This window comes from Streptomyces acidicola (assembly GCF_009377235.1).
Classification (GTDB): Bacteria; Actinomycetota; Actinomycetes; order Streptomycetales; family Streptomycetaceae; genus Streptomyces; species Streptomyces acidicola.
The window spans coordinates 1-25,574 of record NZ_VMNX01000064.1 but is presented as its reverse complement, the minus strand read 5'-3'; the positions used below and the strand labels follow the sequence as shown (position 1 = coordinate 25,574).

Sequence of the window (25,574 nt, the reverse complement as noted above, 5' to 3'; positions counted from 1 at the left end):
TGGACTGATCAGGGGAACTGGACAGGGGAACTGGACAGGGGTGCTGAACGGGGTTTCGCGGGCAGGGTGGCGGGGGGCAGCGACATCACCATTCGCGCGTCAGGGCGTGCGGCTCTCAGCCGTGCCCTGCGAGCGTGACCTTCTGACCGCTTCGTGCCGCCAGGTTTTCCACAGGGTCTGACGCGTTTCGGCCGGCGGTTGTACGGTTTCGCGGAGTTGATGTTCGTGTGCGGGCGGGGGAGGTGGTCGGCATGACCGAGGTCGGTGCGGTGCTGGAGGCACAGGCGGCGGCCGGGGTGCGGGTGCCCTGGGTGCGCGGTTTCGCGCGGTGGCCCGTGGAGGGAAGCTCGCCCAAGGAGAAGGGGAAGGCGCTGCGCGCGCGGGTACGACGCGGTGCGCATGCGGAGCTGACGCTCGACGCCGGCCGGCCGGACGCGGCGACCGCGGTCGTGGAGTCCAACCGCGGTCGGCTCCCCGAGCTCACGCCGATACGGGTCGGCAGGATGGCCGCGACGCCCTTCGCGTTCCTGCGCGGTTCGGCCGGCCTCATGGCGTACGACCTCGCGCGCACGCCCGTCACCGGCATGGGGGCCCAGATCTGCGGTGACGCGCACGCGGCGAACTTCGGCCTGTACGCGGACGCGCGCGGCGGACTGGTCATCGACCTGAACGACTTCGACGAGACCGTGCACGGCCCCTGGGAGTGGGATCTCAAACGGCTCGCCACCTCGCTCGTCCTCGCGGGCCGGGAGGCGGGCGCCGACGAGGACAGCTGCCGCAAGGCTGCATACGACACGGTCGGGGTGTACCGCCGCACGGTGCGGCTGCTCGCCAAGCTGCCGGTACTGGACGCGTGGAACGCCATCGCGGACGAGGAACTGGTCTCCCACACCGACGCCCACGACCTGCTCGGCACGCTGGAGCGGGTCTCGGAGAAGGCGCGGGCCAACACGAGCGGGCGGTTCGCGGCGAAGTCCACGGAGGTGCTTCAGGACGGCAGCCGTCGCTTCGTGGATGCCCCGCCGGTGCTGCGCCGCGTGCCGGACGAGGAGGCCGCGTCGGTGGTGACCTCCCTGGAGGAGTACCTGACGACGCTGTCCGAGGACCGTCTGCCGCTCCTGGCCCGGTACGCGGCGCACGACGTCGCGTTCCGCGTGGTCGGCACCGGCAGTGTGGGCACCCGTTCGTACGTCGTCCTTCTGCTGGACCACCGGGGCGAGCCGCTGGTCCTCCAGGTCAAGGAGGCCCGCCCCTCGGTGCTGCTCCCGCATCTGGCGACGGCCGGCTTCGAGGCCCCGGCCGTGCCCCACGAAGGCCGCCGGGTGGTCCTCGGTCAGAAGCGCATGCAGGTCGTCAGCGACATCCTGCTCGGCTGGACCTCGGTCGACGGACGCCCCTACCAGGTGCGGCAGTTCCGCAACCGCAAGGGCAGCGTCGACCCGGCGGCCCTCGCTGTCGACCAGATAGACGACTACGCCCGCATGACCGGCGCCCTCCTGGCCCGCGCCCACACCCACACCGCCGACCCCCGTCTCATCGCCGGTTACTGCGGCAAGAGCGAGGAGCTGGACGAGGCCATCGCGTCGTTCGCGGTCACATACGCGGACCGGACGGAAGCCGACCACGACGTGTTGGTGGCGGCGGTCAGGGCCGGGCGGATCGCGGCGGAACTGGGCGTGTGAGGCGTGTAGGCGCGCCAGCCTGTGAGGCGTGTAGGCGTGCCGGCCTGTGAGGCCTGCGGGCGTGTGAGGGACCGGCGGGAGTGTGACGGCACTCGTGGGGCGGCGGAGCTGAGCGTGTGAGTGGGCCGGATCGTGGGTCCGGGCGGGGACGGTGAAGCTCGGTGGGCGGTCGGGCCGTGGCCTACGCTGGTCGGGTGACGACCCCGGAAGCCGATCAGTCCAAGTCCGTGCCCGATGCGGGAGGTCCGCAGGAGGAGGCGGCCGCGCCTGCGGAGGCGTCGTCCGGCGCCGCCGGGCGGCCCGACATACCGGCCGGTGCAGCCGAGCAGGGCGGGGAAGGTAGGGAAGGCGGGGAGGGCTCCGGCGAGGGGCAGCCCGCATCCGGGGGCGGCGCGGGTACGGGGAGTGCGGGTTCTGGGGCTCCGGACTCCGGTGAGGCTGCGGGCTCCGGGAGTGGCGCGGGTTCCGGTGATGGCACGGATGCCGGTGATGGCACGGATGCCGGAGCTGCGGACTCCGGTGATGGCGCGGGCGGCTCTGAGACGAGCGCGGGCGACCAGAGCGGCTCCGACACGAATGCCGGCACCACCGACACGGCGGCGGGCGGGCCCGACACGGCGGCGGGCGGGCCCGACACGAGTACGGGCGAGGCCGACACGAGTGTGGGCGGGTCCGACGGGAAAACCGACGGGACCGAGGACGCGCGGCCCGAGGCGCGGCTGGAGCGGGCCGTGCGGGTGGCCGAGCAGGCGTTGATCGAGTTCGAGATCGCCGTCGAGACCTTCCGCGTCGAGGTGGAGAACTTCTCGCGGCTGCACCACCAGAAGCTCGGACCCATGTACACGCGGCTCGACGAGCTGGAGGCCCAGATCGCCGAGGCGCGAGCCGCTCGCACCGGCGACCCGGAGGACATCCGCGCAGCCCAGGAAGCCCGTGCACGGGTCATGCCCATGCCCGGGGTCGAGGAGCTCTTCCACGGCTGGATGGACTCGGACGGGCTGTTCCCGGAGGCCGCGGCGATGCTCACGGACCAGCCGGTGCGGCCCCCGGAGCGGGTGCGCCCGAGCGAGGAGGCCCGCAAGCTCTACCGCGAACTCGCCCGCAAGGCCCACCCCGACCTCGCGCAGGACGAGACCGAGCGCAAACGGCGCGACGAGTTCATCACCCGGGTCAACGCGGCGTACGGCCGCGGCGACGAGGCACTGCTGCGGGAGCTCTCCGCGGAGTGGGACGCGGGTCCCGTCCCCGAGGAACGCAGGCCGAGTCCCAGCGAGGAGCTCTACGCCCGACTCGAATGGCTCGCCCAGCGCAAGGAGATGCTTACCCTGGTCGCCCGGGAGCTGGAGGAGGGCGCGATCGGCGGGATGCTGCGCCTGGCGCCGGACGACCCCGACCGCCTCCTCGACGAGATCGCCGAGCAGCTCCTCGCCCAGGTTGCCCAACGCGAGGCGGAACTGGCCGGGCTGCTCGGCTAGCGGGCCTTCGTACGTGCGGGCCACTCGGGCGCCGCGGGCCACTCGGCCGTCTTTGCCGGCCGGCCGTCTTTGCCACTCGGCCGTCTTTGCCGGCCGGGTGTCGTTGTCGGCCCGGGAGTCGGTGTGAGCCGGCCGTCGTCGTCGGCCGGCTCGGCGACACCGCACCCCTGTTCGGTCGGGTAGCGTCTGTCACATGCATTTCGGAGCTGGTGTGCCCACGGTCGAGGTCACGGACCTCGCGGACGGCGACTTTCTGCTGGACGTCCGCGAGGACGACGAGTGGCAGGCGGGTCACGCCGCGGGGGCGCTGCACATCCCCATCAGTGAGTTCGTGGCCCGCTACGGCGAGTTCACCGAGGCGGCACCGCAGGACGGGCGGGTCCATGTGATCTGCCGCAGCGGCGCACGCTCGGCCCAGGTCACGATGTACCTCGTCCAGCAGGGCATCGACGCCGTGAACGTCGACGGCGGCATGCAGCTCTGGGCGGCCGGCGGACGTGCGGTCGTGGACGCCAAGGGACAGCCCGGCTTCGTGCTGTAGTCACGGGCCGGGCGCGACCGGCGTCACCCGAGGGCGTGCGTCGCCAGCAGGTCGCCCAGTGCCTCCTCGTGGGCCGCCGCCGGGCCGAGGGACAGCTCCAGCTGCTTGGCCCAGGCGTGGTACCGGTGGAGCGGGTACTCGACGTCGGCGCCGAAGCCGCCGTGCAGATGCTGTGCCGTCTGCACGACTCGCCGTACGCCTTCCGACGCCCAGATCTTGGCCACGGCCACGTCCCCGGCCAACGGCAACGCGGCCCCCGCACCCGCCCCTGTCCCCGACCCGACCCGCCACGCCGCCTGCCACAGCGTCGCCTCCATCGCCCGCAGGTCGATGTAGCGGTCCGCCGCCTGCACGGCGACGGCCTGGAACGTGGCGATCGGGAACCCGAACTGCTCCCGCTTCCCCGTGTACTCGCTGGTCATCCCGAGCACACCCTCACCCAGACCGAGCGCCAGCGCACACGTCCCAGTGGTCAGCAGCGCACGCAGCCACTCCCACGCCCCGTCGGCGTCCAGGACGTCCCGCGCGGGGAGCCTCACGGAGTCCAGGCTCAGCTCGCCGAGCCGCTCACCCGTCGTCGTGACCTGCTCGGCGAGCACGACTCCCTCGTGCAACCGGGGCACGAGGGCGAGTACGGTGCGTCCGGCCGCCGGGGCGTGTGCGGGGACGAGGACGAAGTCGGCGTTGTACGCCCAGGGCACCGCCGTCTGCACGCCGTCCAGGACCCAGGTCCCGTCGCTCTCGTGCCGTGCGGTCACGGCGAGTTCGGCCGGATCGTGGCCCGTCCGGCCGTTCGCAGCGACCGTCAGCACCGTCTCGCCCCGGCCCGCCCGCTCCAGCAGCGCGGCCTTCAGCTCCTCGCTCCCGTGGGCCTGTACGGCCACCGCGGCCGCCGTGCTCTCCAGCAACGGCACCCTGGCCAGCACCTTCGCCGACTCGCGCAGCACCAGGCACAGCGCGATGGCGTCCAGCCCCGCCCCGCCGTACTCCGGCTCCAGCAGCAGGCTCAGCAGATCCGCGTCGGCGAGCTTCGCCCACAGCGCGCGGTCGAAGTCGTCGGCCACGGCACCCGGAGTGAGCGCCGGGCTGGGCACCCCGTCCGGCGCGACCCCGGCGAACACCGCCTTCGCCGCCTCGACCGCCGCCTGCTGCTCCTCGGTGAAGGTGAAGTCCACGGTTCCGTCCCCTTCCGCACGCCGCCGTCCGACGACCGGACCCGCGCCCTGACCCTGACCCTGATCCGCGCTCCGGCCTGACGGAGCGTCAAGATAGAACAGGTTCTAGAAGAAGGGAACGTCCAGGGACCGACCCGTACTGTCCAGGGATCATCCGGCGCCGTTCTCCAGGACGGGCCGACAAACATCGCGGCGTGGAAGCCCGCCTCCACGTCACCCCGGAAGCGCTCAGCGGTCGAAGTCCAGCTCCACCTTCTCCGTCGCCGGATGGGACTGGCACGCCAGCACGTAACCGGCATCGGTCTCCTCCGGTTCCAGCGCGAAGTTGCGGTCCATGCGCACCTCGCCCGTCACCAGGAAGGCCCGGCAGGTTCCGCACACGCCGCCCTTGCAGGCGTACGGCGCGTCGGGACGGTTGCGCAGCACGGTGTCCAGCAGCGATTCGCCGTCCCGCACCGGCCAGGTCCCGCCACGGCCGTCGAGGCGGACGGTCACCGAACTGTGCGCGGGGGCCGGCGAGACCGAGGCCGGCGCCGTCCCGGCGTCCACGTGGAAGATCTCCTCGTGGATCCGGGCCCGAGGCACTCCGAGCCCGCGCAGTGCCCGCTCCGCCCCCTGCACCAGGCCGAACGGCCCGCACAGGAACCACCCCGCCAACTGCTCCACGGGCAGCAACGCCGGCAGCAGCTCCGTCAACCGCTGCTGGTCGAGCCTCCCGGACGGCAGCCCCGCCTGCTGTTCCTCCCGGGAGAGCACCGTCACCAGCTGGAACCGCTCCGGGAAGCGGTCCTTGAGGTCGGCGACCTCCTCCAGGAACATCGTCGAGGCCGATGTCCGGTCGCTGCGTATCAGACAGAACCGCGCCTGAGGCTCCCGCGTCAGGAGCGTCGTCGCGATCGACAGCACGGGGGTGATGCCGCTGCCGCCGACGATCGCCGCGTACTGTCCGGGCGCGGGCTCCAGCGTGAAGCGGCCCGCCGGGGTCATCACCTCCACCTCGTCGCCGGCGCCGATCTCCTTCAGCGCGTATGTGGAGAAGGCGCCGCCCTCGACCAGCCGCACCCCGATCCGCAGTGTCCGCGGGCCGTCGGTGCCGGGTGCCGGGGCGGGCGAGCAGATCGAGTACGTACGGCGGATCTCCGTGCCGTCGACCGCGTGGCGCAGGGCGAGGTGCTGGCCGGGCGCATGCCGGTAGTCCGCACGGAGCTCCGGCGGCACGGCGAAGGTGAGCGCCACGGAATCGTCGGTCAGCCGGTCGACCGCCGTCACCGGGAGCGTGTGGAAGCGGGCCATCACAACTCCTTGAAGTGGTCGAACGGTTCACGGCAGGCCAGACACCGCCGCAGCGCCTTGCACGCGGTGGACGAGAAACGGCTCAGCAGTTCCGTGTCGGCCGATCCGCAGTGGGGGCAGCGGATCGGGTCTGGGTCCGGGCCCTGCGGACGCGTGTCCGGCGTGGTCGTGCGGGTCGGCCCGAGGGTCAGCGGGACCGGTCCGGGGGCCCGGCCCGTCCGCGGGGGCGCTATCCCGAACTCCCGCAGCTTGCGGCGGCCTTCGGGTGAGATGTCGTCCGTGGACCAGGGCGGGGTGAGCACCGTGTGGACGGAGACCTCACGGATGCCGTGCTCGTGCAGCACCCGCTCTATGTCGAGCGACATCGCCTCGATGGCCGGGCAGCCCGTGTACGTCGGGGTCAGCTCGACCTCGACCGAGTCCGCCGAGCGTACGTGGACCGCGCGGAGAACGCCCAGCTCCTCCAGGGTGAGGACGGGCAGCTCGGGGTCGGGAACCGAGCCGGCCAGCCTGAGCAGCTCTGCCTCCAGGGACGTCGTGGCGGTCGGGGAGGTCACCATGACGCCCCCGGGTGACTGCGGTGCAGGTGCTGCATCTCGGCGAGCATCCGCCCGAAGGGCTCGGTGTGCAGCCCCTGCCGTCCGGCGCCCGCGCTCCACGCACCGGACTGCGGGCCTTCGGGAACATCCAGCGTGGCCCGGCGCAGGACGGCGGACACGGACTCCAGCCAGGCGGCCCGGATCCCCTCCCAGTCGACGTCGAGGCCCTCCACCGGCTGGAACATCTCGCCGGTGAATCGCCACAGCGCCTGGCACGCCCGCCGCATCCGCTCATGACTGACGTCCGTGCCGTCGCCGAGGCGCAGGGTCCACTGCTCGGCGTGGTCCTGGTGGTAGGACACCTCCTTGACTGCCTTGGCGGCCAGCCCGGCGAATTCGCCGTCCCCCGCGGCCAGGTGTGCGTACAGCAGCCGCTGGTACGTGGAGAAGTACAGCTGGCGGGCGATCGTGTGCGCGAAGTCGCCGTTCGGCTGCTCGACGAGCTGCAGATTGCGGAAGGCGCGCTCCTCGCGCAGATACGCCAGCTCGTCCTCGTCCCCGGCCATCGACAGCAGCACCCTGGCCTGGCCCAGCAGGTCCAGTGCGATGTTGGCGAGGGCGACGTCCTCCTCAAGGACGGGGGCGTGGCCCGCCCACTCCCCCAGACGGTGCGAGAGCACCAGGGCGTCGTCGCCGAGGGCCAGGGCCGCGGCGGTGTGGGGGACGGGCTCGCGGGCCTTCGGTGGCTTCGTCGTCTCCGTCACAGGTGCTTCACCCCCTCCGGGATCTCGTAGAACGTCGGGTGGCGGTACGGCTTGTCGGCCGCCGGTTCGAAGAACGGGTCCTTCTCGTCCGGCGAGGACGCCGTGATGGCGGCGGAGGGGACGACCCAGATGGAGACGCCCTCACCACGCCGGGTGTACAGGTCGCGTGCGTTGCGCAGGGCCAGCTCGGCGTCCGGGGCGTGCAGGCTGCCGGCGTGGGTGTGCGAGAGCCCACGGCGTGAGCGGACGAAGACCTCCCACAGGGGCCATTCACTGGTGGTCATGCCGCCGCCTCCCCGTCCTTGGCCCCGTTGTTGGCCCTGGTGGCCCCGTTCTGGACCGTGTCCTTGGACGTGTGCTTCTCGGCGTACGCCGCGGCCGCCTCCCGCACCCAGGCGCCCTCGTCGTGGGCGCGCCTGCGCTGGGTGATCCGCTGTTCGTTGCACGGGCCGTTGCCCTTGAGGACCTCCCGGAACTCCGTCCAGTCGATCTCGCCGAAGTCGTGGTGTCCCCGCTCCTCGTTCCACCTCAGGTCCGGGTCCGGGAGTGTGAGGCCCAGGGTTTCCGCCTGGGGGACGCAGATGTCCACGAAGCGCTGGCGCAGCTCGTCGTTCGAATGGCGCTTGATCTTCCATGTCATCGACTGCGCGGAGTGCTGCGACTGGTCGTCGGGCGGGCCGAACATCATCAGGGACGGCCACCACCAGCGGTTCACCGCGTCCTGCGCCATCTCGTGCTGCTCGGGGGTGCCGCGGCTGAGGGTCAGCAGCAGCTCGTACCCCTGGCGCTGGTGGAAGGACTCCTCCTTGCAGATGCGGACCATCGCGCGCGCGTACGGCCCGTAGGAGCAGCGGCACAGCGGCACCTGGTTGGTGATCGCGGCGCCGTCCACCAGCCAGCCGATGGCGCCGACGTCCGCCCAGGTCAACGTCGGGTAGTTGAAGATCGACGAATACTTCTGGCGGCCGCTGTGCAGCTTGTCGAGCAGCTCGTCGCGGCTGGTGCCGAGGGTCTCCGCCGCGCTGTACAGGTACAGGCCATGACCGGCCTCGTCCTGGACCTTGGCCATGAGGATCGCCTTGCGGCGCAGGGAGGGCGCCCGCGTGATCCAGTTGGCCTCCGGCTGCATGCCGATGATCTCCGAGTGGGCGTGCTGGGCGATCTGCCGGACGAGCGTGGCCCGGTAGGCGTCGGGCATCCAGTCCCGCGGCTCGATCCGCTCGTCGGCCGCCACGGCTGCGTCGAACGCCGCCTCGTACGCCACCGCGAGTGCTGCCTCGTCCGCCGGGCCGTCCTCCTCCGGCGTCCGGGCAATCCGGTGCGCTGCTGTCGCCATCGCTCCCCCTCGCCTCTCCCTGCTCCCGACCGATCGTTCGGTCCGCTCGATTCAATGGTGGGTTGGGGCGCCGTATGGTGTCAACCGCTGTGGATAACTCGCCTGTGGACAACTCATGCCGCCGGTGTGACTGATGTGCTGATGTGATCGCGGTTCCCGGTGTGGCTGCGCCGGGCGGGTGGGGCTGAGTACCGTTCCGGTGCGGACACCGCGGTACGGCGCTCGCGGCCGGGCGAGGCAGGACCCCCTCGACCAGGCGGGTTGACAACGGACCGGGAGACGGGCAAGCGAACCGCAACATCGGGAATCGGGGCGGAATGGACGCGTACGACGAGGGCTCGAACGCCCCGCAGCCGCACGGGCCGGACACGCCCGACGGCCCCGCGCCGGACGTGGCCCCCGCGCCCGACACTGCCTCCGCGCCGGAGATTTCCTCCGGGCCTGGCACTGCTTCCGCGTCGGACACTGCCTCCGGGCCTGGCAGCGCTTCTGCGTCGGACACTGCCTCCGGACCGAGTACTACCTCCGCGCCCGACACTGCCTCCGTACCGGATGACGCCGCCCGCGCGCCGGACACCGGCTCCTCCTTGAGCACTGGTTCCTCCTCGGACCCCCGTCCCCGTGCGCAGGCCGCCATCGCCCCCGCCGTTCCCGCGCAGGGCGGCCCGGCGACGCCCGAACACCGCCCGGCCACCGACAGCGACATCAGCATCGCGAGCACCGGCACCGGCACGGGCACCGGCACCGGCACCGGCACCGGCACCGCGACAGACACCGGCACCGGCGGTCCCCGTCTCTCGGCCACTGACGCCCCGTACCCCCCCGCCGCGGAGCCCGCCGAGCGTGAAGACCTCGCCGAGTATGCGGACCCCACCGACCCCACCGACCCCACCGACCCCGCCGGGATAACCGCGCTGTCGCTCCCCTACCAGGTCGTCGCCGCCCTCGCGCTGGCCGTCGTCGCGGTGGCCGCATGCGTGCACCTCGGGATGGTGTTCCTGCACGTGGCGCCCTCGAACACGGTCACCAAGAAGCACGGCCGGGCGATCGACGAGTGGGTCTACCCGGAGTTCGAGCAGAACTGGATGCTGTTCGCGCCCAACCCGCTGCAGCAGAACATCTCGGTGCAGGTGCGCGCCGAGGTCCGTGCCGCGGACGGAAGCATCCGCACGACCGGCTGGTACGACCTGACGGCGCTGGACGGCGCCGCGATCGACGGCAGCCTCCTGCCGAGCCACACCCGGCAGAACGAACTGCGCCGGGCCTGGGAGCTCTACGTCGCCTCGCACGACAGCGAGAACCGCCCCACGGGCCAGCGCGGCGACCTCGCCGAGCGCTATCTGCGCCGGATCGTCGTGCTGCGCCTCGAACGCGAGAACGCGGCCGGACCCGGGGGTCTCGTCGAACACATCCAGGTCCGCTCCCGTACCACCAACGTGCCGCCGCCGGAGTGGAGCGAGGAGAAGGTGTCCGACAAGCCGATCGTGCGCGAGCTGCCCTGGTGGCAGGTCGCCGAACGGGACCGGACGGAGGCGGGCCCGTGATGAGCCGGGCCGCCGCCGCGATCGGGCGCGGCATCACCCGTGTCACGGACACCGCGCTGGGCCCGTACCAGACGGCCGTCATACGGATCGGTTTCTCCGCGACCTGGCTGCTGTTCCTGCTGCGCGAGTTCCCGAACCGGCAGGAGATGTACGGGCCCGACGGAACCTGGAGCTGGGACCTCGCCCAGCAGCTCATCGCGGGCAACCACGCGTTCACGGTGCTGATGTGGTCCGACAGCCAGGTGTGGTTCGAGATCGTCTACGCCGTGGCCGTGCTGGCCGGCGTTCTGTTGCTCGTGGGCTGGCGCACCCGCACCATGAGCGTGCTCTTCATGGTCGGCGTTCTGTCGCTGCAGAACCGCAGCATCTTCATGGGGGACGGCGGCGACAACGTCATCCATCTGATGGCGATCTACCTCGTCCTCACACGCTGCGGTCAGGTGTGGTCCCTGGACGCGCGCAGGGCGCGGCTCGCCCGGGAGGCACGCGCGCGTGGGGAGTGGCCCCGGCCCGACCGGATCGGTCCCGCCCTGTGGTGTGTGCTCGGACTGCTGCTGGCCGCGGCCACGGCCGCCGGCAAGATCAGTGGAGGGGCGCTGGGCGGCTGGCTGACGGTCTTCTGGGGGCTGTGGGCCCTGCAGGGCCTGTGGTGGGCCGTCGGGCGGTACGCGCGCAGCGGGGAGCCCCGCGTGCTGCTCGACCTCGTGGCCAACCTCACGCACAATGCGGCCCTGTTCGTGATCATGGCCGAGGCGTGTCTGATCTACGCGACCGCCGGCTGGTACAAGATCCAGGGCTCGCGCTGGCAGGACGGCACTGCCGTGTACTACCCGCTCCACCTGGACTCCTTCTCGCCGTGGCCCGCGCTGTCGGACGTGCTGTCGGCGAACGGCACGATGGTGATGCTCGTGACGTACGGGACGGTCCTGGTGCAGGTCGCCTTCCCGTTCACGCTCCTCAACCGGCGCGTCAAGAACGTCCTGCTGGCGCTGATGATCACTGAGCACGCCGTGATCGCCGTCGTCCTGGGACTGCCGTTCTTCTCGCTCGCGATGATCGCCGCCGACACCGTGTTCCTGCCGACGTCCTTCCTGCGGCGCCTGGGCAACGGGGCGGCACGCGCGCGTGGGAGGCTGCTTTCGGGCGGACCAAGTCGCCGTGATCGCGCGTCGCGGGGCTTGGACAAGCCGCGGCCGGGCGTCCCGGAGAGGGCCGAGGAACCGCACGTAGGCTCATCAGCCGGATTAGCGGTCCGTAGTGATCCTGTGGCAGGCTGTCACGCGCACGCCCGGCGCCCAGGCGACGTCGGGCACCCTCCTCGGTGAGATCGCGAGACCTCACCGACCAGCGTCCGGAGGGACGTGCCACGAGGGCTGACGGTTCCCGCCGTTCGGCACCAGGGCACGAAGGCGATTGGCTCACATCCCTGAGCAAGACTGGGGATCCCTAAGCCAATCTGAGACGCTTCACGGCATGAACGATCCGGTACGTGTGTGGCGGCGGCTCGCGGACACCTCCGTCCTGCTCGACGGCTTCCACGCCCTCAAGCACGCGGTGCGCTTCGGGGCCGAGGTCCCGGTGGCCGTCACGACCGACCGCGGCGCCGCCCTCGCACTCGCCGACGAACTGGCCCCCGACGTACGGGAAACCCTCGACGCGCTCCTGGCGGAGGTCCCCGCGGCGACGTACGCGACCCTCGTCGCCCGTCCGCACCCCACCGCCGTGGCCGCCCTGGCGGTACGGCCCTCACGGGAGGCGAATCTGCGGGCGCTGGCCCACGTCCCCCGCACCGCTCCGGTCGTCGTCCTCGACAACCCGCGCAACCTCGGCAACGCCGGAGCCGTGATCCGTCTCGCGGCCGGGTTCGGGGCGGCGGGCGTGGTCACCACGGGCACCCTCGACCCCTGGCACCCCACGGTCGTCCGCGGTGGGGCCGGACTGCACTTCGCCACCGCGGTGGAGCAGCTGGACGTGGACGAGCTGCCGCCGGGCCCGGTGTTCGCGCTGGACCCGGAGGGCGACGACATCCGGGCGCTGAAGCTTCCGGACGACGCCGTGCTCGCCTTCGGCTCGGAGCGCAGCGGTCTGTCCGCCGCACTCCGGGCCCGCGCCGATCACCTGGTGTCCCTGCCGATGCGCCCTCAGGTCTCCAGCTACAACCTCGCGACCAGTGTGGCCATGACGCTGTTCCACTGGAGCGCCACCGGGGGCGCGGCGACGAGCGCCCAGCACTCCAGCCCGCACTAGGACGTGTCTAGCCCTCCCGGCGTACCTCGACAACCCGGAAGCGGTTGGCGACGAACGCTCCGTCGCACAGCGCCGCGTTGGCCGCCGGGTTGCCGCCCGAGCCGTGGAAGTCGGAGAAGGCGGCCGTCTGGTTGACGTACACCCCGCCGGTGAGGTTGAGGGACAGCTGGGCGCACTCCTCCAGGCAGGCCTCCTCGATCGACGCGGCCACCTCCTGCGAGGTGGTGTACGCGCCGACCGTCATCGCGCCCTTCTCCTGGACGGTCCGCCGCAGCAGCCGCACCGCGTCCTCCGCCGAGTCGACCGCCACCGCGAAGGAGACCGGGCCGAAGCACTCGCTCAGGTAGGCGGCCTCGTCGTCGGCCCCCTCCCAGTACTTCCGTGCGCCGTCGAGCTTGACGATGACCGGAGTGCGGACCGTCGCCTTCGGGAAGTCCGGGTTGGTGATCTCCCGTGAGGCGAGGGCGACTTCGCCGAGCCCGGACGCGGCCTCCAGGCGGGCCTTCACATCCGGGTTCACGATCGCCCCCAGGAGGGCGTTCGCGCGCGCGTCGTCGCCCAGGAGGCCTCCGACCGACTGCGCGAGGTCGGCGACGACCTCGTCGTACGACTTGGGGCCCGTGTCCGTGCCGATGCCGTCGCGGGGGATCAGCAGGTTCTGCGGGGTCGTGCACATCTGGCCGCTGTACAGGGACAGTGAGAAGGCCAGGTTGGAGAGCATCCCCTTGTAGTTGTCGGTGGACTCCACGATCACCGTGTTGACGCCGGCCTTCTCCGTGTAGACCTGCGCCTGGCCGGCGTTGGCCTCCAGCCAGTCGCCGAACGCCGTCGATCCCGTGTAGTCGATGATCCGGATCTCCGGGCGCACGGCCAGCGTCTTGGCGATGCCCTCGCCGGGGCGTTCGGCGGCGAGCGCCACCAGGTTCGGGTCGAAGCCCGCCTCGGCGAGGACCTCGCGGGCGACCTGCACGGTGAGCGCGAGCGGCAGCACCGCGCGCGGGTGGGGCTTCACCAGCACCGCGTTGCCGGTGGCCAGGGACGCGAACAGGCCCGGGTAGCCGTTCCACGTCGGGAAGGTGTTGCAGCCGATGACGAGCGCGATGCCGCGCGGGACCGGTGTGAACCGCTTGTCCAGGACGAGCGGGTCGCGCTTGCCCTGGGGCTTGGTCCACTCCGCCGCGTCGGGCGTGCGGACCTGCTCCGCGTACGCGTACGCCACCGCTTCCAGGCCGCGGTCCTGCGCGTGCGGGCCGCCCGCCTGGAACGCCATCATGAAGGCCTGACCGGATGTGTGCATGACGGCATGTGCGAACTCGTGCGTGCGGTCGCTGATCCGCTTGAGGATCTCCAGGCAGACCACGGCACGGGTCTCGGCGCCCGCGTCGCGCCACGCCCGCCGGCCGGCCTTCATGGCGGGCAGCAGGACGTCGATGTCCGCGTGCGGGTAGGTGATGCCCAGGTCGATCCCGAACGGGGAGACCTCGCCGCCCACCCAGTCGTCCGTGCCGGGCTGGTCGATGGCCAGGCGGCCGCCCAGGAGGGCATCGAAGGCGGCCTTGCCCTCCCCGGCGCTCAGGCTGCCGTTCTCGCCGTATGCCTTCGGGTGCTCGGGGTGGGGGGACCAGTACGCGCGTGTGCGGATCGCTTCCAGCGCCTGGTCGAGGGTGGGCCGGTGCTTGGCGATCAGCTCGTGTGTGGTCGGATCGGCGGCCATGCGGGACCAACTCCTCGTCTCCAGAACTCTTCGTCGAGCTCAGACCGGGGCAGAAACACGCGGACAGAGTTAGAGTAACCGAACGATCGGTCGGGACAAGGGGGACCGCCGCATCTGTGGAAAACCCCGTGCGGGAGGATCGCGCACATGACAGCACTCGACCTCAGCAGCCCCGTGGCCGTCGTCGGCGCCGGCACCATGGGCCAGGGCATCGCCCAGGTCGCCTCGGTCGCGGGCCACCCCGTGCGGCTGTACGACGCCGTTCCCGGACGGGCCCGGGAAGCGGCCGCGGCGATCGGCGCCCGCCTCGACCGGCTCGTCGAGAAGGAGCGGCTCACCGGCGCCGACCGGGACGCCGCACAGGCCGGACTGCGCCCGGCGGAGAGCCTCGCCGAGCTCGCGGACTGCGGGCTCGTCGTCGAGGCGGTGCTCGAACGGCTCGATGTGAAGCAGGAGCTGCTGCGCGAACTGGAGGAGGTCGTCGGCGAGGACTGCCTGCTCGCCACCAACACCTCGTCCCTGTCCGTCACGGCCATCGGCGGCGCCCTGCGCAACCCCGGCCGCTTCGTGGGCCTGCACTTCTTCAACCCGGCACCCCTGCTGCCGCTCGTGGAGGTCGTCTCCGGGTTCGCGACCGACGTCACGTCGGCCACGCGCGCGTACGAGACCGCCCGCGCCTGGGGCAAGACCCCGGTGGCCTGCGCCGACACCCCCGGCTTTATCGTCAACCGCATCGCGCGGCCCTTCTACGGCGAGGCCTTCGCGGTGTACGAGGCCCAGGCCGCCGATCCCGCCACCATCGACGCGGTCCTGCGTGAGTCCGGCGGCTTCCGGATGGGCGCCTTCGAGCTGACCGACCTCATCGGGCAGGACGTCAACGAATCCGTCACCCACTCCGTGTGGCAGGCCTTCTTCCAGGACGTCCGCTTCGCGCCCTCGCTCGCACAGCGGCGGCTCGTCGAGTCGGGCCGGCACGGCCGCAAGACCGGACACGGCTGGTACGACTACGGGGACGACGCCGAGCACCCCGAGCCGCACACCGCGGAGAAGGCCCCGGCGCCCGCGTACGTCGTCGCCGAGGGCGACCTGGGGCCCGCGTCAGAGCTGCTCGCGCTGGTCCGCGAGGCAGGCATCGGTGTGCGCGAGGACGACGAGGACCACGGCACGCGGTTGATCCTGCCGAGCGGCGGCCAGCTCGTTCTCGCCGACGGCCAGACCTCCGTGGAGTTCCGGGACGTCGTGTACTTCGACCTGGCGCTCGACTACCGCAAGGCCACCCGCATCGCCCTGTCCGCCTCCCAGGACACCTCGCCGGGGACCCTCTCCGAGGCCATCGGGCTCTTCCAGGCGCTCGGCAAGGACGTCAGCGTCATCGGGGACGCGCCCGGCATGATCGTCGCCCGTACGGTGGCCCGGATCGTCGACCTCGCGCACGACGCCGTGGCCAAGGGCGTGGCCACCGAGGAGGACATCGACACGGCGATGCGTCTGGGCGTCAACTACCCTCTGGGGCCCTTCGAGTGGAGCCGCAGGCTCGGCCGCAACTGGGCGTACGCCGTCCTCGACGACCTGCACCTGCGCGACCCCTCGGGCCGTTACGCGCCGTCCCTCGCGCTCTACCGTCACGCGTACGCCTCCGACAAGCGGGAGGGCACCACCTCATGACCACGGCCAAGCGCGACACGTACACCCCGGACACACTGCTCTCCGTCGCCGTCCGGGTCTTCAACGAACGCGGCTACGACGGCACCTCCATGGAGCACCTCTCCAAAGCGGCCGGTATCTCCAAGTCGTCGATATACCACCACGTCGCGAGCAAGGAGGAGCTGCTGCGGCGTGCCGTCAGCCGGGCGCTCGACGGCCTCTTCGGGATCCTCGACGAGGAGCACGCGCGCGTGGGGCGTGCCGTGGAGCGCCTGGAGTACGTCGTGCGGCGCATGGTCGAGGTGCTCACCGCCGAACTGCCGTATGTGACGCTGCTGCTGCGCGTGCGCGGCAACACCGGCACCGAGCGGTGGGCTCTGGAGCGGCGGCGCGACTTCGACCACCGGGTCGCCGAACTGCTCAAGGCCGCGGCCGCCGACGGGGACGTGCGCGGCGACATAGAGGTCCGGCTGGCCACGCGGCTCGTCTTCGGGATGATCAACTCGGTCGTGGAGTGGTACCGGCCGGACGGGCGAGGCATGGGCGAGCGGGAAGTGGCCGACGCGGTGGTGCAGTTGGTGTTCGGGGGCCTGCGCACCCAGGGGTGAGGCCAGGGGCGTTCAGCCCTGCGGCTCCAGGTCCTCCTCCTCGAACACCAGCAGCGTCCTTGAGCTGAGCACCTCCGGGATGGCCTGGAGCCGGGTGAGGACCAGCTCGCGCAGCGCGCGGTTGTCCGAGGTGTGCACCAGCAGCAGGACGTCGAAGTCGCCGCCCACCAGGGCGATGTGGGAGGCGCCCGGCAGCTGTCGCAGCTGTTCGCGGACCGTGCGCCAGGAGTTCTGCACGATCTTGAGGGTGATGTAGGCCGAGGTGCCCTGCCCGGCGCGCTCGTGGTTCACGCGCGCCCCGAATCCGCGTATCACGCCGTCCTCGAGGAGGCGGTTGATGCGGGCGTAGGCGTTGGCGCGGGAGACGTGGACGCGCTCGGCGACGGAACGTATCGAGGCGCGGCCGTCCGCCTGGAGCATCTGCAGGATGTCCTGATCAATGGCGTCCAGCGGACGAGGGGGTGGCAACACCAGGCCGTGCTCCGGAGGCTCGGCCATTTGTTCAGGTGCCATGTCCCCCCGCCTCCCTACCATGGACGTAGTGCGTCCATCACAGGCTGTGGAGAACCGTTTGTCCACAGCCTGGCGGTGCCTGTAGCCAAAATGTGCCGACGACCGAACAATCGGTAGGTGAGGCGCGTCACAACCGTGGCGGGCCCGAGAAGCCACTCCCACGAGGAGGTGCCGTATGACGGTCATGGAGCAGCGGGGCGCGTACCGGCCGACACCGCCGCCCGCCTGGCAGCCCCGCACCGACCCCGCTCCGCTGCTGCCCGACTCGCGGCCGTACCGCGTCCTGGGCACCGAGACCGCCGCCCAGGCCGACCCCACGCTGCTGCGCCGGCTCTACGCGGAGCTGGTGCGCGGCCGCCGGTACAACGCGCAGGCCACGGCACTCACCAAGCAGGGCCGACTCGCCGTCTACCCCTCCAGCACCGGCCAGGAGGCCTGCGAGGTGGCCGCGGCCCTCGTGCTCGAAGAGCGCGACTGGCTCTTCCCCAGCTACCGGGACACCCTCGCCGCCGTCGCCCGCGGCCTCGACCCCGTCCAGGCGCTCACGCTCCTGCGCGGCGACTGGCACACGGGATACGACCCCCACGAGCACCGCGTCGCGCCCCTGTGCACCCCCCTCGCGACCCAACTCCCGCACGCCGTGGGCCTCGCTCACGCCGCCCGCCTCAAGGGTGACGACGTGGTCGCGCTCGCCCTGGTCGGCGACGGCGGCACCAGCGAGGGCGACTTCCACGAGGCGCTGAACTTCGCCGCCGTGTGGCAGGCCCCGGTCGTCTTCCTCGTCCAGAACAACGGCTTCGCGATTTCCGTCCCGCTCGCCAAGCAGACCGCCGCCCCGTCGCTGGCCCACAAGGCCGTCGGCTACGGAATGCCGGGCCGCCTGGTCGACGGCAACGACGCGGCGGCCGTGCACGAGGTGCTCGGCGACGCCGTGGCCCACGCGCGCGCGGGTGGCGGTCCCACTCTGGTCGAAGCGGTGACGTACCGCATCGACGCCCATACGAACGCCGACGACGCCACCCGCTACCGCGGCGACGCCGAGGTCGAGACCTGGCGCGCACACGACCCGATCGCGCTCCTGGAGCACGAGTTGACCGAGCGCGGGCTGCTCGACGAGGACGGCATCCAGGCCGCTCGCGACGCGGCCGAGGCCATGGCGGCCGACCTGCGCGAGCGCATGAACCAGGACCCGGAGCTCGACCCCATGGATCTGTTCGCCCATGTGTATGCCGAGCCCACACCGCAACTGCGGGAGCAGCAGGACCGGTTGCGGGCCGAGCTCGAAGCCGGCGCCGAGGCGGACGCGGACGCGGACGCGGAAGGGACGGGCCGATGACCACCGTCGCCCTCAAGCCCGCCACCATGGCGCAGGCCCTCACGCGCGCGTTGCGCGACGCCATGGCCGCCGACCCGGCGGTCCACGTCATGGGCGAGGACGTCGGCGCGCTCGGCGGCGTCTTCCGGGTCACCGACGGCCTCGCCGAGGAGTTCGGCGAGGACCGCTGCACGGACACGCCGCTCGCCGAGGCGGGCATCCTCGGGACGGCCGTCGGCATGGCGATGTACGGGCTCAGGCCGGTCGTGGAGATGCAGTTCGACGCGTTCGCCTACCCGGCGTTCGAGCAGCTCATCAGCCACGTCGCGCGCATGCGCAACCGTACGCGGGGCGCGATGCCGCTGCCGATCACGATCCGTGTCCCCTATGGGGGAGGCATCGGCGGCGTCGAGCACCACAGCGACTCCTCCGAGGCGTACTACATGGCGACTCCGGGGCTGCATGTCGTCACGCCCGCGACCGTCGCCGACGCCTACGGGCTGCTGCGCGCCGCCATCGCGTCCGACGACCCCGTCGTCTTCCTGGAGCCCAAGCGGCTCTACTGGTCGAAGGACTCCTGGAACCCCGAGGACCCGGGGCCCGTCGAGCCCATCGGCCGCGCCGTGGTGCGGCGCCCGGGCCGCAGCGCCACGCTGATCACATACGGGCCGTCCGTACCCGTCTGCCTGGAGGCGGCCGAGGCGGCGCGGGCCGAGGGCTGGGACCTGGAGGTCGTCGACCTGCGCTCCCTGGTGCCCTTCGACGACGACACGGTGGCCGCGTCCGTGCGGCGCACCGGGCGCGCCGTGGTCGTCCACGAGTCCGGCGGCTTCGGCGGTCCGGGCGGCGAGATCGCGGCCCGCGTCACGGAGCGCTGCTTCCACTACCTTCAGGCGCCCGTGCTGCGCGTCGCCGGGTTCGACATCCCGTATCCGCCGCCGATGCTGGAGCGGCACCACCTGCCCGGGGTCGACCGGATCCTGGACGCCGTGGAGCGCCTGCAGTGGGAGGCGGAGAGCTGATGACCCAGGTGCTGGAGTTCAGGCTGCCCGACCTCGGTGAGGGGCTGACCGAGGCCCAGATCGTCCGCTGGCTGGTGCAGGTCGGGGACGTCGTCGCCATCGACGAGCCGGTGGTGGAGGTCGAGACGGCCAAGGCCATGGTGGAGGTGCCCTGCCCCTACGGGGGCGTCGTGACCGCCCGCTACGGCGACGAGGGCACGGAACTGCCCGTAGGGGCACCGCTGTTGACGGTGGCCGTGGGGGCGCCCGCCGAGGACGACCAGGGCTCCGGCAACGTGCTGGTGGGCTACGGCACGGGGGCGCCCCCGGCACGGCGGAGGAGGGCGCGGCCCCGGAGCGGAGCCGTGCCGGACATGCCGCGTCGGGCTGCGGCGCCCCCAGTCGCCGCGAGCACCCCACCCCCACCCGAGGCGGCCCCGAAGCGTCCTGAGGGCCCCGTCCCGGTCATCTCACCGCTCGTGCGCCGCCTCGCCCGGGAGCACGGCCTGGATCTGCGGGAGCTGGCGGGCTCCGGACCCGACGGGCTGATCCTGCGGGCGGACGTGGAACACGCGCTGCGGGCCGCGGCCGCCGCCGCGCCCCCCTCCGCTCCGGCGACAGCGGTCCCGGCGGCACAGACGGAGACCGTCTCGACGCCCACGCGCGCGGAGAGCCTGACGTCCATGCGCGCGGAGAGCCTGACGTCCATGCGCGCGGAAGGCTTGACGCCCACGCGCGCGGAGAGCGCCGCCGCGTCTGCCGCGGCCGGCACCCGCATCCCCCTCCGGGGCGTGCGCGGGGCCGTCGCCGACAAGCTCTCCCGCAGCCGGCGCGAGATCCCCGACGCGACCTGCTGGGTGGACGCGGACGCGACGGAACTCATGCACGCGCGCGCGACCATGAACGCGGCGGACGGCCCCAAGATCTCGCTGCTCGCCCTGCTGGCGCGGATCTGCACCGCCGCCCTCGCCCGTTTCCCCGAGCTCAACTCCACCGTCGACCTGGCCGCCCGCGAGATCGTCCGCCTCGACCGGGTGCACCTGGGGTTCGCCGCGCAGACCGAACGGGGGCTCGTCGTGCCCGTCGTCCGGGACGCGCACACGAGGGACGCCCAGTCACTCACCGCCGAGTTCGCCCGGCTGACCGAGGCGGCCCGCACGGGGACGCTCACCCCCGCAGAACTCACCGGCGGGACCTTCACGCTGAACAACTACGGAGTGTTCGGCGTCGACGGCTCCACGCCGATCATCAACCACCCCGAGGCGGCCATGCTCGGCGTCGGCCGCATCGTCCCCAAACCCTGGGTGCACCAGGGCGAGCTGGCGGTGCGGCAGGTCGTCCAGCTCTCGCTCACCTTCGACCACCGCGTGTGCGACGGCGGCACGGCGGGTGGTTTCCTGCGGTACGTGGCGGACTGCGTCGAACAGCCGGTGGTGCTCCTGCGTTCCCTGTGATCGCCGTGGCACGCATACTCGGGGGGTGACCGCGTACGACCCTCCGGGGCAGCCGAAGCCGCAGCCGCAGCAGTCGCCGCCCCGCGTTGCCGCCGACGCGTACGACGCTGCCGTGACCGTGTACGACGCCGTCGTGCTCGCCGGGGGCGCCGCCCGGCGGCTCGGCGGCGCCGACAAGCCCGGGGTGCGCGTGGGCGGCCGGGCGCTGCTCGACCGGGTGCTGGCCGCATGCGCCGGTGGCGGCACCACGGTGGTCGTGGCCGATCCCCGACAGACGGCACGGCCCGTGGTGTGGGCCCGCGAGGACCCGCCCGGCGGCGGCCCGCTCGCCGCGCTGGAGGCCGGTCTCCGGCACACCACCGCGCCGTATGTCGTCGTGCTCTCCGCCGATCTGCCGTTTCTTCGGGAGACGACGGTGCGGCGGCTGCTGGACGCCGTGGCAACGCATGGTTCCGAGGGGGTGCTGCTCACCGACCCCGACGGCCGTGACCAGCCCCTCGTCGCCGCGTACCGGGCCGACGCCCTGCGCCGCGAGCTCACCGCGCTCACCGCCGGGCACGGCGGTCTCACCGGGCTGCCCTTGCGGCGGCTCACCGGCGCGCTCGATCTCACCCGCATCGCCGACCCCGTCGCGTCGTTCGACTGTGACACCTGGGAGGACATCGCCGCCGCCCGGGCTCAGATCAGGGAGCATGGGCGCGTGTTGGATGAATGGATTTCCGCAGTCAAGGACGAGCTGGGCATCGACCTCGATGTCGACACGGGCACCCTGCTCGACCTCGCTCGCGACGCCGCCCACGGAGTGGCCAGGCCCGCTGCCCCGCTGACCACATTCCTCGTCGGGTACGCCGCGGCCCGCGCCGAGGGCGGCCCTGAGGCGGTCGCCGAGGCCGCCCGCAAGGCCGCCGCCCTGGCCCTGCGCTGGGCGGACGAGAGCACGCCCGACGCCGGGCCGGACGCCGGATGACCGCCCAGGACGCCGAGGAACTCGACGTGGAGGAGGCGCTGGCCATGGTCAACGACAGGGGCAGGCGCCCACTCGGCACGCCATCCACCCCGTCGCCGTCCACGCCCGCCTCGCGGGCACCGCACTCCAGCGAGGACACCCGGCACAGGGGCACGCCCTGGCCGGAGGCTCGCGCCCTCGCCGAGCGCGCCGCCCGTTCGGTCCGGCGCCGTACCCTCGCCTCCGTCACCCTCGACGACGCCCTCGGACTGGTCCTCGGGGCCCCCCTCGTGGCCCTCACCGACCTCCCGTCCTTCGACACCTCCGCGATGGACGGCTGGGCGGTCGCGGGCCCCGGCCCCTGGCACGTACGCGAGGACGGAGTGCTGGCCGGGCATGCGCAGCCGGAGCCCCTCACGGACGGCGAGGCCGTTCGTATCGCCACCGGCGCCCGCGTCCCGCAGGACAGCACGGCCGTCCTGCGCAGCGAGCACGGCCGCATCGACGACAAGGGCCGGCTGTACGCGACCCTCCCGCAGGCTCGCGATGCCGCTCGACCCGGTGGGACGCCCACGGTCGTCCATGGTCAGGACATCCGGCCGCGCGGCCAGGAGTGCCGCAGCGGCGACCAGCTCCTGCCGCTCGGCACCCTGATCACCCCGCCCGTGCTCGGGCTGGCCGCGGCCGCCGGGTACGACACGGTCTCCGTCATTCCTGGTCCAAGGGCCGAAGTCCTGGTCCTCGGAGACGAGTTGCTCACCGAAGGGCGTCCCCACGACGGCCTGATCCGGGACGCCCTCGGCCCCATGCTGCCGCACTGGCTGGGGGCGCTCGGTGCCGAGGTCATGACCGTCCGCAGGATCGGGGACGACGCCGATGCCCTGTACGAGGCCCTGAAGAACTCCCCCGCCGACCTGATCGTCACCACCGGCGGCACCGCCTCGGGCCCTGTCGACCACGTCCACCCCACACTGCGCCGCCTCGGCGCCGAGCTCCTCGTGGACGGTGTCCAGGTCCGTCCGGGCCACCCGATGCTCCTGGCCAGGACACGGGAGAACCAGCACCTGGTCGGGCTCCCCGGCAACCCCCTGGCGGCCGTCTCCGGGCTGCTCACCCTCGCCGAGCCCCTGCTGCGGACCCTTGCGGGACGCGCCGCCCCGGAGCCGTACGCGCTGCCGCTCCAGGAGACCGTGCACGGCCACCCGCGCGACACCCGGCTCGTCCCGGTCGCCCGGCGCGCCGACCGGGCCGTACCGCTGCACTACAACGGTCCCGCCATGCTGCGCGGTATCGCCACCGCCGACGCCCTGGCCGTCGTACCGCCGGGTGGTGCTCGCACCGGACAGGGGCTGGAACTCCTCGATCTACCGTGGGCGACTGCGGGAATTCAGGTGTGTTTCACGTGAAACGGAGCATGTGCAGGATCGTCATGTACAAGATCGTCACGTACAGGATCGTGGAGAACGAATCGGGGACCGGGGAGCGTTTCACGTGAAACTACCGGGCCAGGACTTGATCGCTCGACGCGCGGACGAGCGTCTCGCGACCCACCAGGTGAAGCTCCCCAGACGGGCTGTCGAGCGCCCGATACGACAGGTCGCCAAGCGGCTGGCGATGGCCCTGTTCGTGCTGGTCGTGACCGCCCTCATCGTCTACGCCGACCACGAGGGATACAACGACAACTCCGACGACGGCGTTGACCTTCTCGACGCCTTCTACTACGCGACCGTCACCCTCTCCACGACCGGTTACGGCGACATCACCCCGGTCAGTGACGCCGCCCGGTTCACCAACATCTTCGTGATCACGCCCCTGCGCGTGCTGTTCCTGATCATCCTGGTCGGCACCACGCTCGAGGTCCTCACGGAGCGCACACGTGAGGAATGGCGCCAGAACCGCTGGAGGACCGCTTTGAGGGATCACACCGTTGTTGTCGGCTTCGGGACGAAGGGACGGTCGGCGATCCAGACCGTCTGCGCGCAGGGGCTGAAGAAGGAGCAGGTCGTGGTCGTCGACCCCAGCTCCAAGGTGGTCGACGCGGCGACGGCCGACGGGTACGCGGGGGTCGTAGGAGACGCCACCCGCAGTGATGTGCTCCTGCGGGCCGAGGCGCAGAGGGCGCGGCAGATCATCATCGCCACGCAGCGGGACGACACCGCGGTCCTCGCCGTTCTCACGGCCCGGCAGCTCAACCGCTCGGCGAAGATCGTGGTCGCCGTGCGAGAAGAGGAGAACGCGCCGCTGCTGAAGCAGTCCGGTGCCGACATGGTGATCACCAGTGCCAGCGCGGCCGGACGGCTGCTCGGGCTCTCCGTGCTCAGCCCGGCCGCGGGCATGGTCATGGAGGACCTCATCCAGCAGGGCAGCGGGCTGGACATCGTCGAACGTCCGGTCATCAAGGCCGAGGTGGGGCGCGGTGTGCGGGAGACCGACGACCTCGTCGTCAGTGTCGTACGAGGCCACCGGGTACTCGGCTACGACGACCCCTCCGTCGGTGAACTCCAGCTGACGGACCGGCTCATCACCATAGTGCGGGCCACCCCGAGCACCAGGGTCGCGCCGGACATGCGACCACTGCCTCAGGACTGACCGGCCCTGGGCACGGCGAGGGGGCGCCCGCGCGGAATCGGCGGACGCCCCCAGCGCCGTACGGCACCCCTGTCGTCGTACGGCACCCCTGTCGTCGTACGACACTCCCGACGCCGTACGGCTATTTGCGGTTGTAGAGCCGCATCGTGATCGGTCCGAAGACCAACACGAACAGTGCCGACCAGCCCAGCGACCAGGCGACCTCCGCGGCCGGCCAGTCACCCGCCATCAACCCCCGCACCGCCGACGCCAGATGAGTGATCGGGCTGTTGTTGACGAACGCCTGGAGCCAGCCGGGCATGGTCTTCGGGTCGACGAAGACGTTGGACAGAAAGGTCAGCGGGAAGATCACCATCATGCTGACGCCCATCACGGACTTCTCGGTGCGCAGCATCAGACCGAACATGGTCCAGATCCACGAGAACGCGAACGAGAAGACGATCAGCAGCGCGATCCCGGCGAGGACGCCAGCGACCCCGCCGTCGGGGCGGTAGCCCAGGACCAGACCGACGGTCAGCATCACCAGGGACGCGATCGTGTAGCGCAGGGCGTCGCCCAGCAGATAGCCGACCATCGTCGACGGCCGCCAGATCGGCAGTGAGCGGAACCGGTCGAAGACACCCTTCTCGATGTCCGTGTTGACCGAGACACCCGTGTACATCGTGATCATCACGACCGACATCACCACGATGCCGGGCAGCAGGAACTGGATGTACTCGCTCGGCGAACCGGCCAGGGCGCCGCCGAAGAGGTACGTGTACATCAGCACCATCATCACGGGGAAGGCGGTGACGTCGAAGAGCTGTTCCGGCACGTGCTTGATCTTGAGCATGGCCCGCCAGCCGAAGGTCAGCGACGCGGACAGGGCGCTGGGGCGCGGCGGCCGCTCCTTGGCGATCAGCAGCGCGGCCAGCGACTCGGCGCTGACGGGAGCGAGTTCCTTGCTCTCGGTGGTGGTCGCGGTACTCATGCCGCCGCCTCGTCCTTCGTGTCGTGAAGCTCGGTGTCGTTGCCCTGACTGCCCTGACTGCCTTGTGCGCGCTGTGTGTCCTGCGTCCGGGTGTCGTGTCCGGTGAGGGCGAGGAAGACCTCGTCCAGGCTGGGCTGGCCCAGCGAGAAGTTGTCGACAGTGATGCCGACGCGGGTCAGCTCGGTGAGCGCGCGGGCCGCCTGCTCGGCCGACCGCTGACCGCC

The 25,574-nt window shown here is 71.9% G+C and carries 23 protein-coding genes and 1 pseudogene; 14 read left to right on the top strand and 10 right to left on the bottom strand.

The features are described from left to right. Positions 1-251: 251 nt before the first annotated feature. The 3 genes from FPZ41_RS18720 (at position 252) to FPZ41_RS18710 (ending at position 3,698) form a co-directional block, all read left to right on the top strand. On the top strand, positions 252-1,682 hold the full coding sequence (locus FPZ41_RS18720; RefSeq protein ID WP_152864074.1) for a DUF2252 domain-containing protein: 1,431 nt from the start codon (positions 252-254) through the stop codon (positions 1,680-1,682). Between the two features lie 662 nt (positions 1,683-2,344). Further along, positions 2,345-3,157: a J domain-containing protein gene (locus FPZ41_RS18715; RefSeq protein WP_322620412.1), complete on the top strand. Its 813-nt coding sequence runs from the start codon at positions 2,345-2,347 to the stop codon at positions 3,155-3,157. 211 nt (positions 3,158-3,368) lie between these two features. Beyond that, positions 3,369-3,698 carry a rhodanese-like domain-containing protein gene (locus tag FPZ41_RS18710; RefSeq protein WP_131562890.1) on the top strand — a complete coding sequence of 110 codons (330 nt, stop codon included), beginning with the start codon at positions 3,369-3,371 and terminating at the stop codon, positions 3,696-3,698. Positions 3,699-3,721: 23 nt separating this feature from the next. Here the strand turns inward: FPZ41_RS18710 and FPZ41_RS18705 are convergent, their stop codons facing one another. The 6 genes from FPZ41_RS18705 to paaA form a co-directional block, all read right to left on the bottom strand. Then, a complete protein-coding gene (locus tag FPZ41_RS18705) occupies positions 3,722-4,873 on the bottom strand; it encodes an acyl-CoA dehydrogenase family protein (protein WP_322620408.1) in 1,152 nt (383 codons plus the stop codon). Positions 4,874-5,101: 228 nt separating this feature from the next. Beyond that, positions 5,102-6,166 carry a 2Fe-2S iron-sulfur cluster-binding protein gene (locus tag FPZ41_RS18700; RefSeq protein WP_152864068.1) on the bottom strand — a complete coding sequence of 355 codons (1,065 nt, stop codon included), beginning with the start codon at positions 6,164-6,166 and terminating at the stop codon, positions 5,102-5,104. Further along, positions 6,166-6,726: a 1,2-phenylacetyl-CoA epoxidase subunit PaaD gene (gene paaD / locus FPZ41_RS18695; protein ID WP_152864066.1), complete on the bottom strand. Its 561-nt coding sequence runs from the start codon at positions 6,724-6,726 to the stop codon at positions 6,166-6,168. The genes FPZ41_RS18700 and paaD overlap by 1 nt, the downstream gene beginning before the upstream one ends. Beyond that, positions 6,720-7,469 (bottom strand): 1,2-phenylacetyl-CoA epoxidase subunit PaaC, encoded by a 750-nt coding sequence (gene paaC, locus FPZ41_RS18690; RefSeq protein WP_322620407.1) that lies wholly within the window; start codon positions 7,467-7,469, stop codon positions 6,720-6,722. The genes paaD and paaC overlap by 7 nt, the downstream gene beginning before the upstream one ends. Continuing rightward, positions 7,466-7,753, bottom strand: a complete 288-nt coding sequence (gene paaB / locus FPZ41_RS18685; RefSeq protein ID WP_131562872.1) for a 1,2-phenylacetyl-CoA epoxidase subunit PaaB — start codon at positions 7,751-7,753, stop codon at positions 7,466-7,468. The genes paaC and paaB overlap by 4 nt, the downstream gene beginning before the upstream one ends. Beyond that, positions 7,750-8,805, bottom strand: coding sequence for a 1,2-phenylacetyl-CoA epoxidase subunit PaaA (gene paaA, locus FPZ41_RS18680; protein WP_152864064.1), 1,056 nt, complete (start codon positions 8,803-8,805; stop codon positions 7,750-7,752). The genes paaB and paaA overlap by 4 nt, the downstream gene beginning before the upstream one ends. A 587-nt stretch (positions 8,806-9,392) precedes the next feature. Here paaA and FPZ41_RS47115 point away from each other — a divergent pair. The 3 genes from FPZ41_RS47115 to FPZ41_RS18660 all read left to right on the top strand — a co-directional run bounded on the left by FPZ41_RS47115 (position 9,393) and on the right by FPZ41_RS18660 (position 12,596). Further along, positions 9,393-10,349, top strand: coding sequence for a DUF5819 family protein (locus FPZ41_RS47115; RefSeq protein WP_228022821.1), 957 nt, complete (start codon positions 9,393-9,395; stop codon positions 10,347-10,349). Further along, positions 10,349-11,674: an HTTM domain-containing protein gene (locus FPZ41_RS18665; protein ID WP_152864062.1), complete on the top strand. Its 1,326-nt coding sequence runs from the start codon at positions 10,349-10,351 to the stop codon at positions 11,672-11,674. Before FPZ41_RS47115 ends, FPZ41_RS18665 begins: the two co-directional genes overlap by 1 nt. Before the next feature lie 148 nt (positions 11,675-11,822). Then, entirely contained in the window at positions 11,823-12,596 is a 774-nt protein-coding gene (locus tag FPZ41_RS18660; protein WP_152864060.1) for a TrmH family RNA methyltransferase, read from the top strand. 7 nt (positions 12,597-12,603) lie between these two features. Here FPZ41_RS18660 and paaN read toward each other — a convergent pair whose 3' ends face one another. After that, positions 12,604-14,310 carry a phenylacetic acid degradation protein PaaN gene (paaN, locus tag FPZ41_RS18655; RefSeq protein ID WP_152864058.1) on the bottom strand — a complete coding sequence of 569 codons (1,707 nt, stop codon included), beginning with the start codon at positions 14,308-14,310 and terminating at the stop codon, positions 12,604-12,606. 147 nt (positions 14,311-14,457) lie between these two features. On the opposite strand from paaN, the gene FPZ41_RS18650 reads away from it, so the two are divergent. Further along, entirely contained in the window at positions 14,458-15,975 is a 1,518-nt protein-coding gene (locus FPZ41_RS18650) for a 3-hydroxyacyl-CoA dehydrogenase (protein WP_152864056.1), read from the top strand. Further along, positions 15,972-16,562, top strand: a complete 591-nt coding sequence (locus FPZ41_RS18645) for a TetR/AcrR family transcriptional regulator (RefSeq protein ID WP_152864054.1) — start codon at positions 15,972-15,974, stop codon at positions 16,560-16,562. Before FPZ41_RS18650 ends, FPZ41_RS18645 begins: the two co-directional genes overlap by 4 nt. A gap of 12 nt (positions 16,563-16,574) precedes the next feature. Here the strand turns inward: FPZ41_RS18645 and FPZ41_RS18640 are convergent, their stop codons facing one another. Continuing rightward, complete coding sequence (locus tag FPZ41_RS18640) at positions 16,575-17,060, bottom strand: Lrp/AsnC family transcriptional regulator (protein WP_131562888.1); 486 nt, start codon at positions 17,058-17,060, stop codon at positions 16,575-16,577. A gap of 190 nt (positions 17,061-17,250) precedes the next feature. Here FPZ41_RS18640 and pdhA point away from each other — a divergent pair, with 190 nt between their 5' ends. From pdhA to FPZ41_RS18610, 6 genes are all read left to right on the top strand, one after another. Continuing rightward, entirely contained in the window at positions 17,251-18,411 is a 1,161-nt protein-coding gene (gene pdhA / locus FPZ41_RS18635; protein ID WP_152864052.1) for a pyruvate dehydrogenase (acetyl-transferring) E1 component subunit alpha, read from the top strand. Further along, positions 18,408-19,412: an alpha-ketoacid dehydrogenase subunit beta gene (locus tag FPZ41_RS18630; RefSeq protein WP_152864050.1), complete on the top strand. Its 1,005-nt coding sequence runs from the start codon at positions 18,408-18,410 to the stop codon at positions 19,410-19,412. The genes pdhA and FPZ41_RS18630 overlap by 4 nt, the downstream gene beginning before the upstream one ends. After that, positions 19,412-20,845, top strand: a complete 1,434-nt coding sequence (locus FPZ41_RS18625; protein ID WP_152864048.1) for a dihydrolipoamide acetyltransferase family protein — start codon at positions 19,412-19,414, stop codon at positions 20,843-20,845. Before FPZ41_RS18630 ends, FPZ41_RS18625 begins: the two co-directional genes overlap by 1 nt. Positions 20,846-20,870: 25 nt before the next feature. After that, the gene (locus FPZ41_RS18620) at positions 20,871-21,812 is read left to right on the top strand and encodes an NTP transferase domain-containing protein (protein WP_407698794.1); all 942 of its coding nucleotides are present in this window, start codon (positions 20,871-20,873) and stop codon (positions 21,810-21,812) included. Further along, positions 21,809-23,197: a molybdopterin molybdotransferase MoeA gene (locus FPZ41_RS18615; protein ID WP_152864046.1), complete on the top strand. Its 1,389-nt coding sequence runs from the start codon at positions 21,809-21,811 to the stop codon at positions 23,195-23,197. Before FPZ41_RS18620 ends, FPZ41_RS18615 begins: the two co-directional genes overlap by 4 nt. 85 nt (positions 23,198-23,282) lie before the next feature. Then, positions 23,283-24,380: a potassium channel family protein gene (locus FPZ41_RS18610; protein ID WP_322620406.1), complete on the top strand. Its 1,098-nt coding sequence runs from the start codon at positions 23,283-23,285 to the stop codon at positions 24,378-24,380. Between the two features lie 121 nt (positions 24,381-24,501). Here FPZ41_RS18610 and FPZ41_RS18605 read toward each other — a convergent pair whose 3' ends face one another. Next, positions 24,502-25,350, bottom strand: a complete 849-nt coding sequence (locus tag FPZ41_RS18605) for an ABC transporter permease (protein WP_152864043.1) — start codon at positions 25,348-25,350, stop codon at positions 24,502-24,504. After that, positions 25,347-25,574: pseudogene (locus tag FPZ41_RS18600) on the bottom strand (daunorubicin/doxorubicin resistance ABC transporter ATP-binding protein DrrA); the annotation flags it as partial. The gene FPZ41_RS18605 and the pseudogene FPZ41_RS18600, both read right to left, overlap by 4 nt.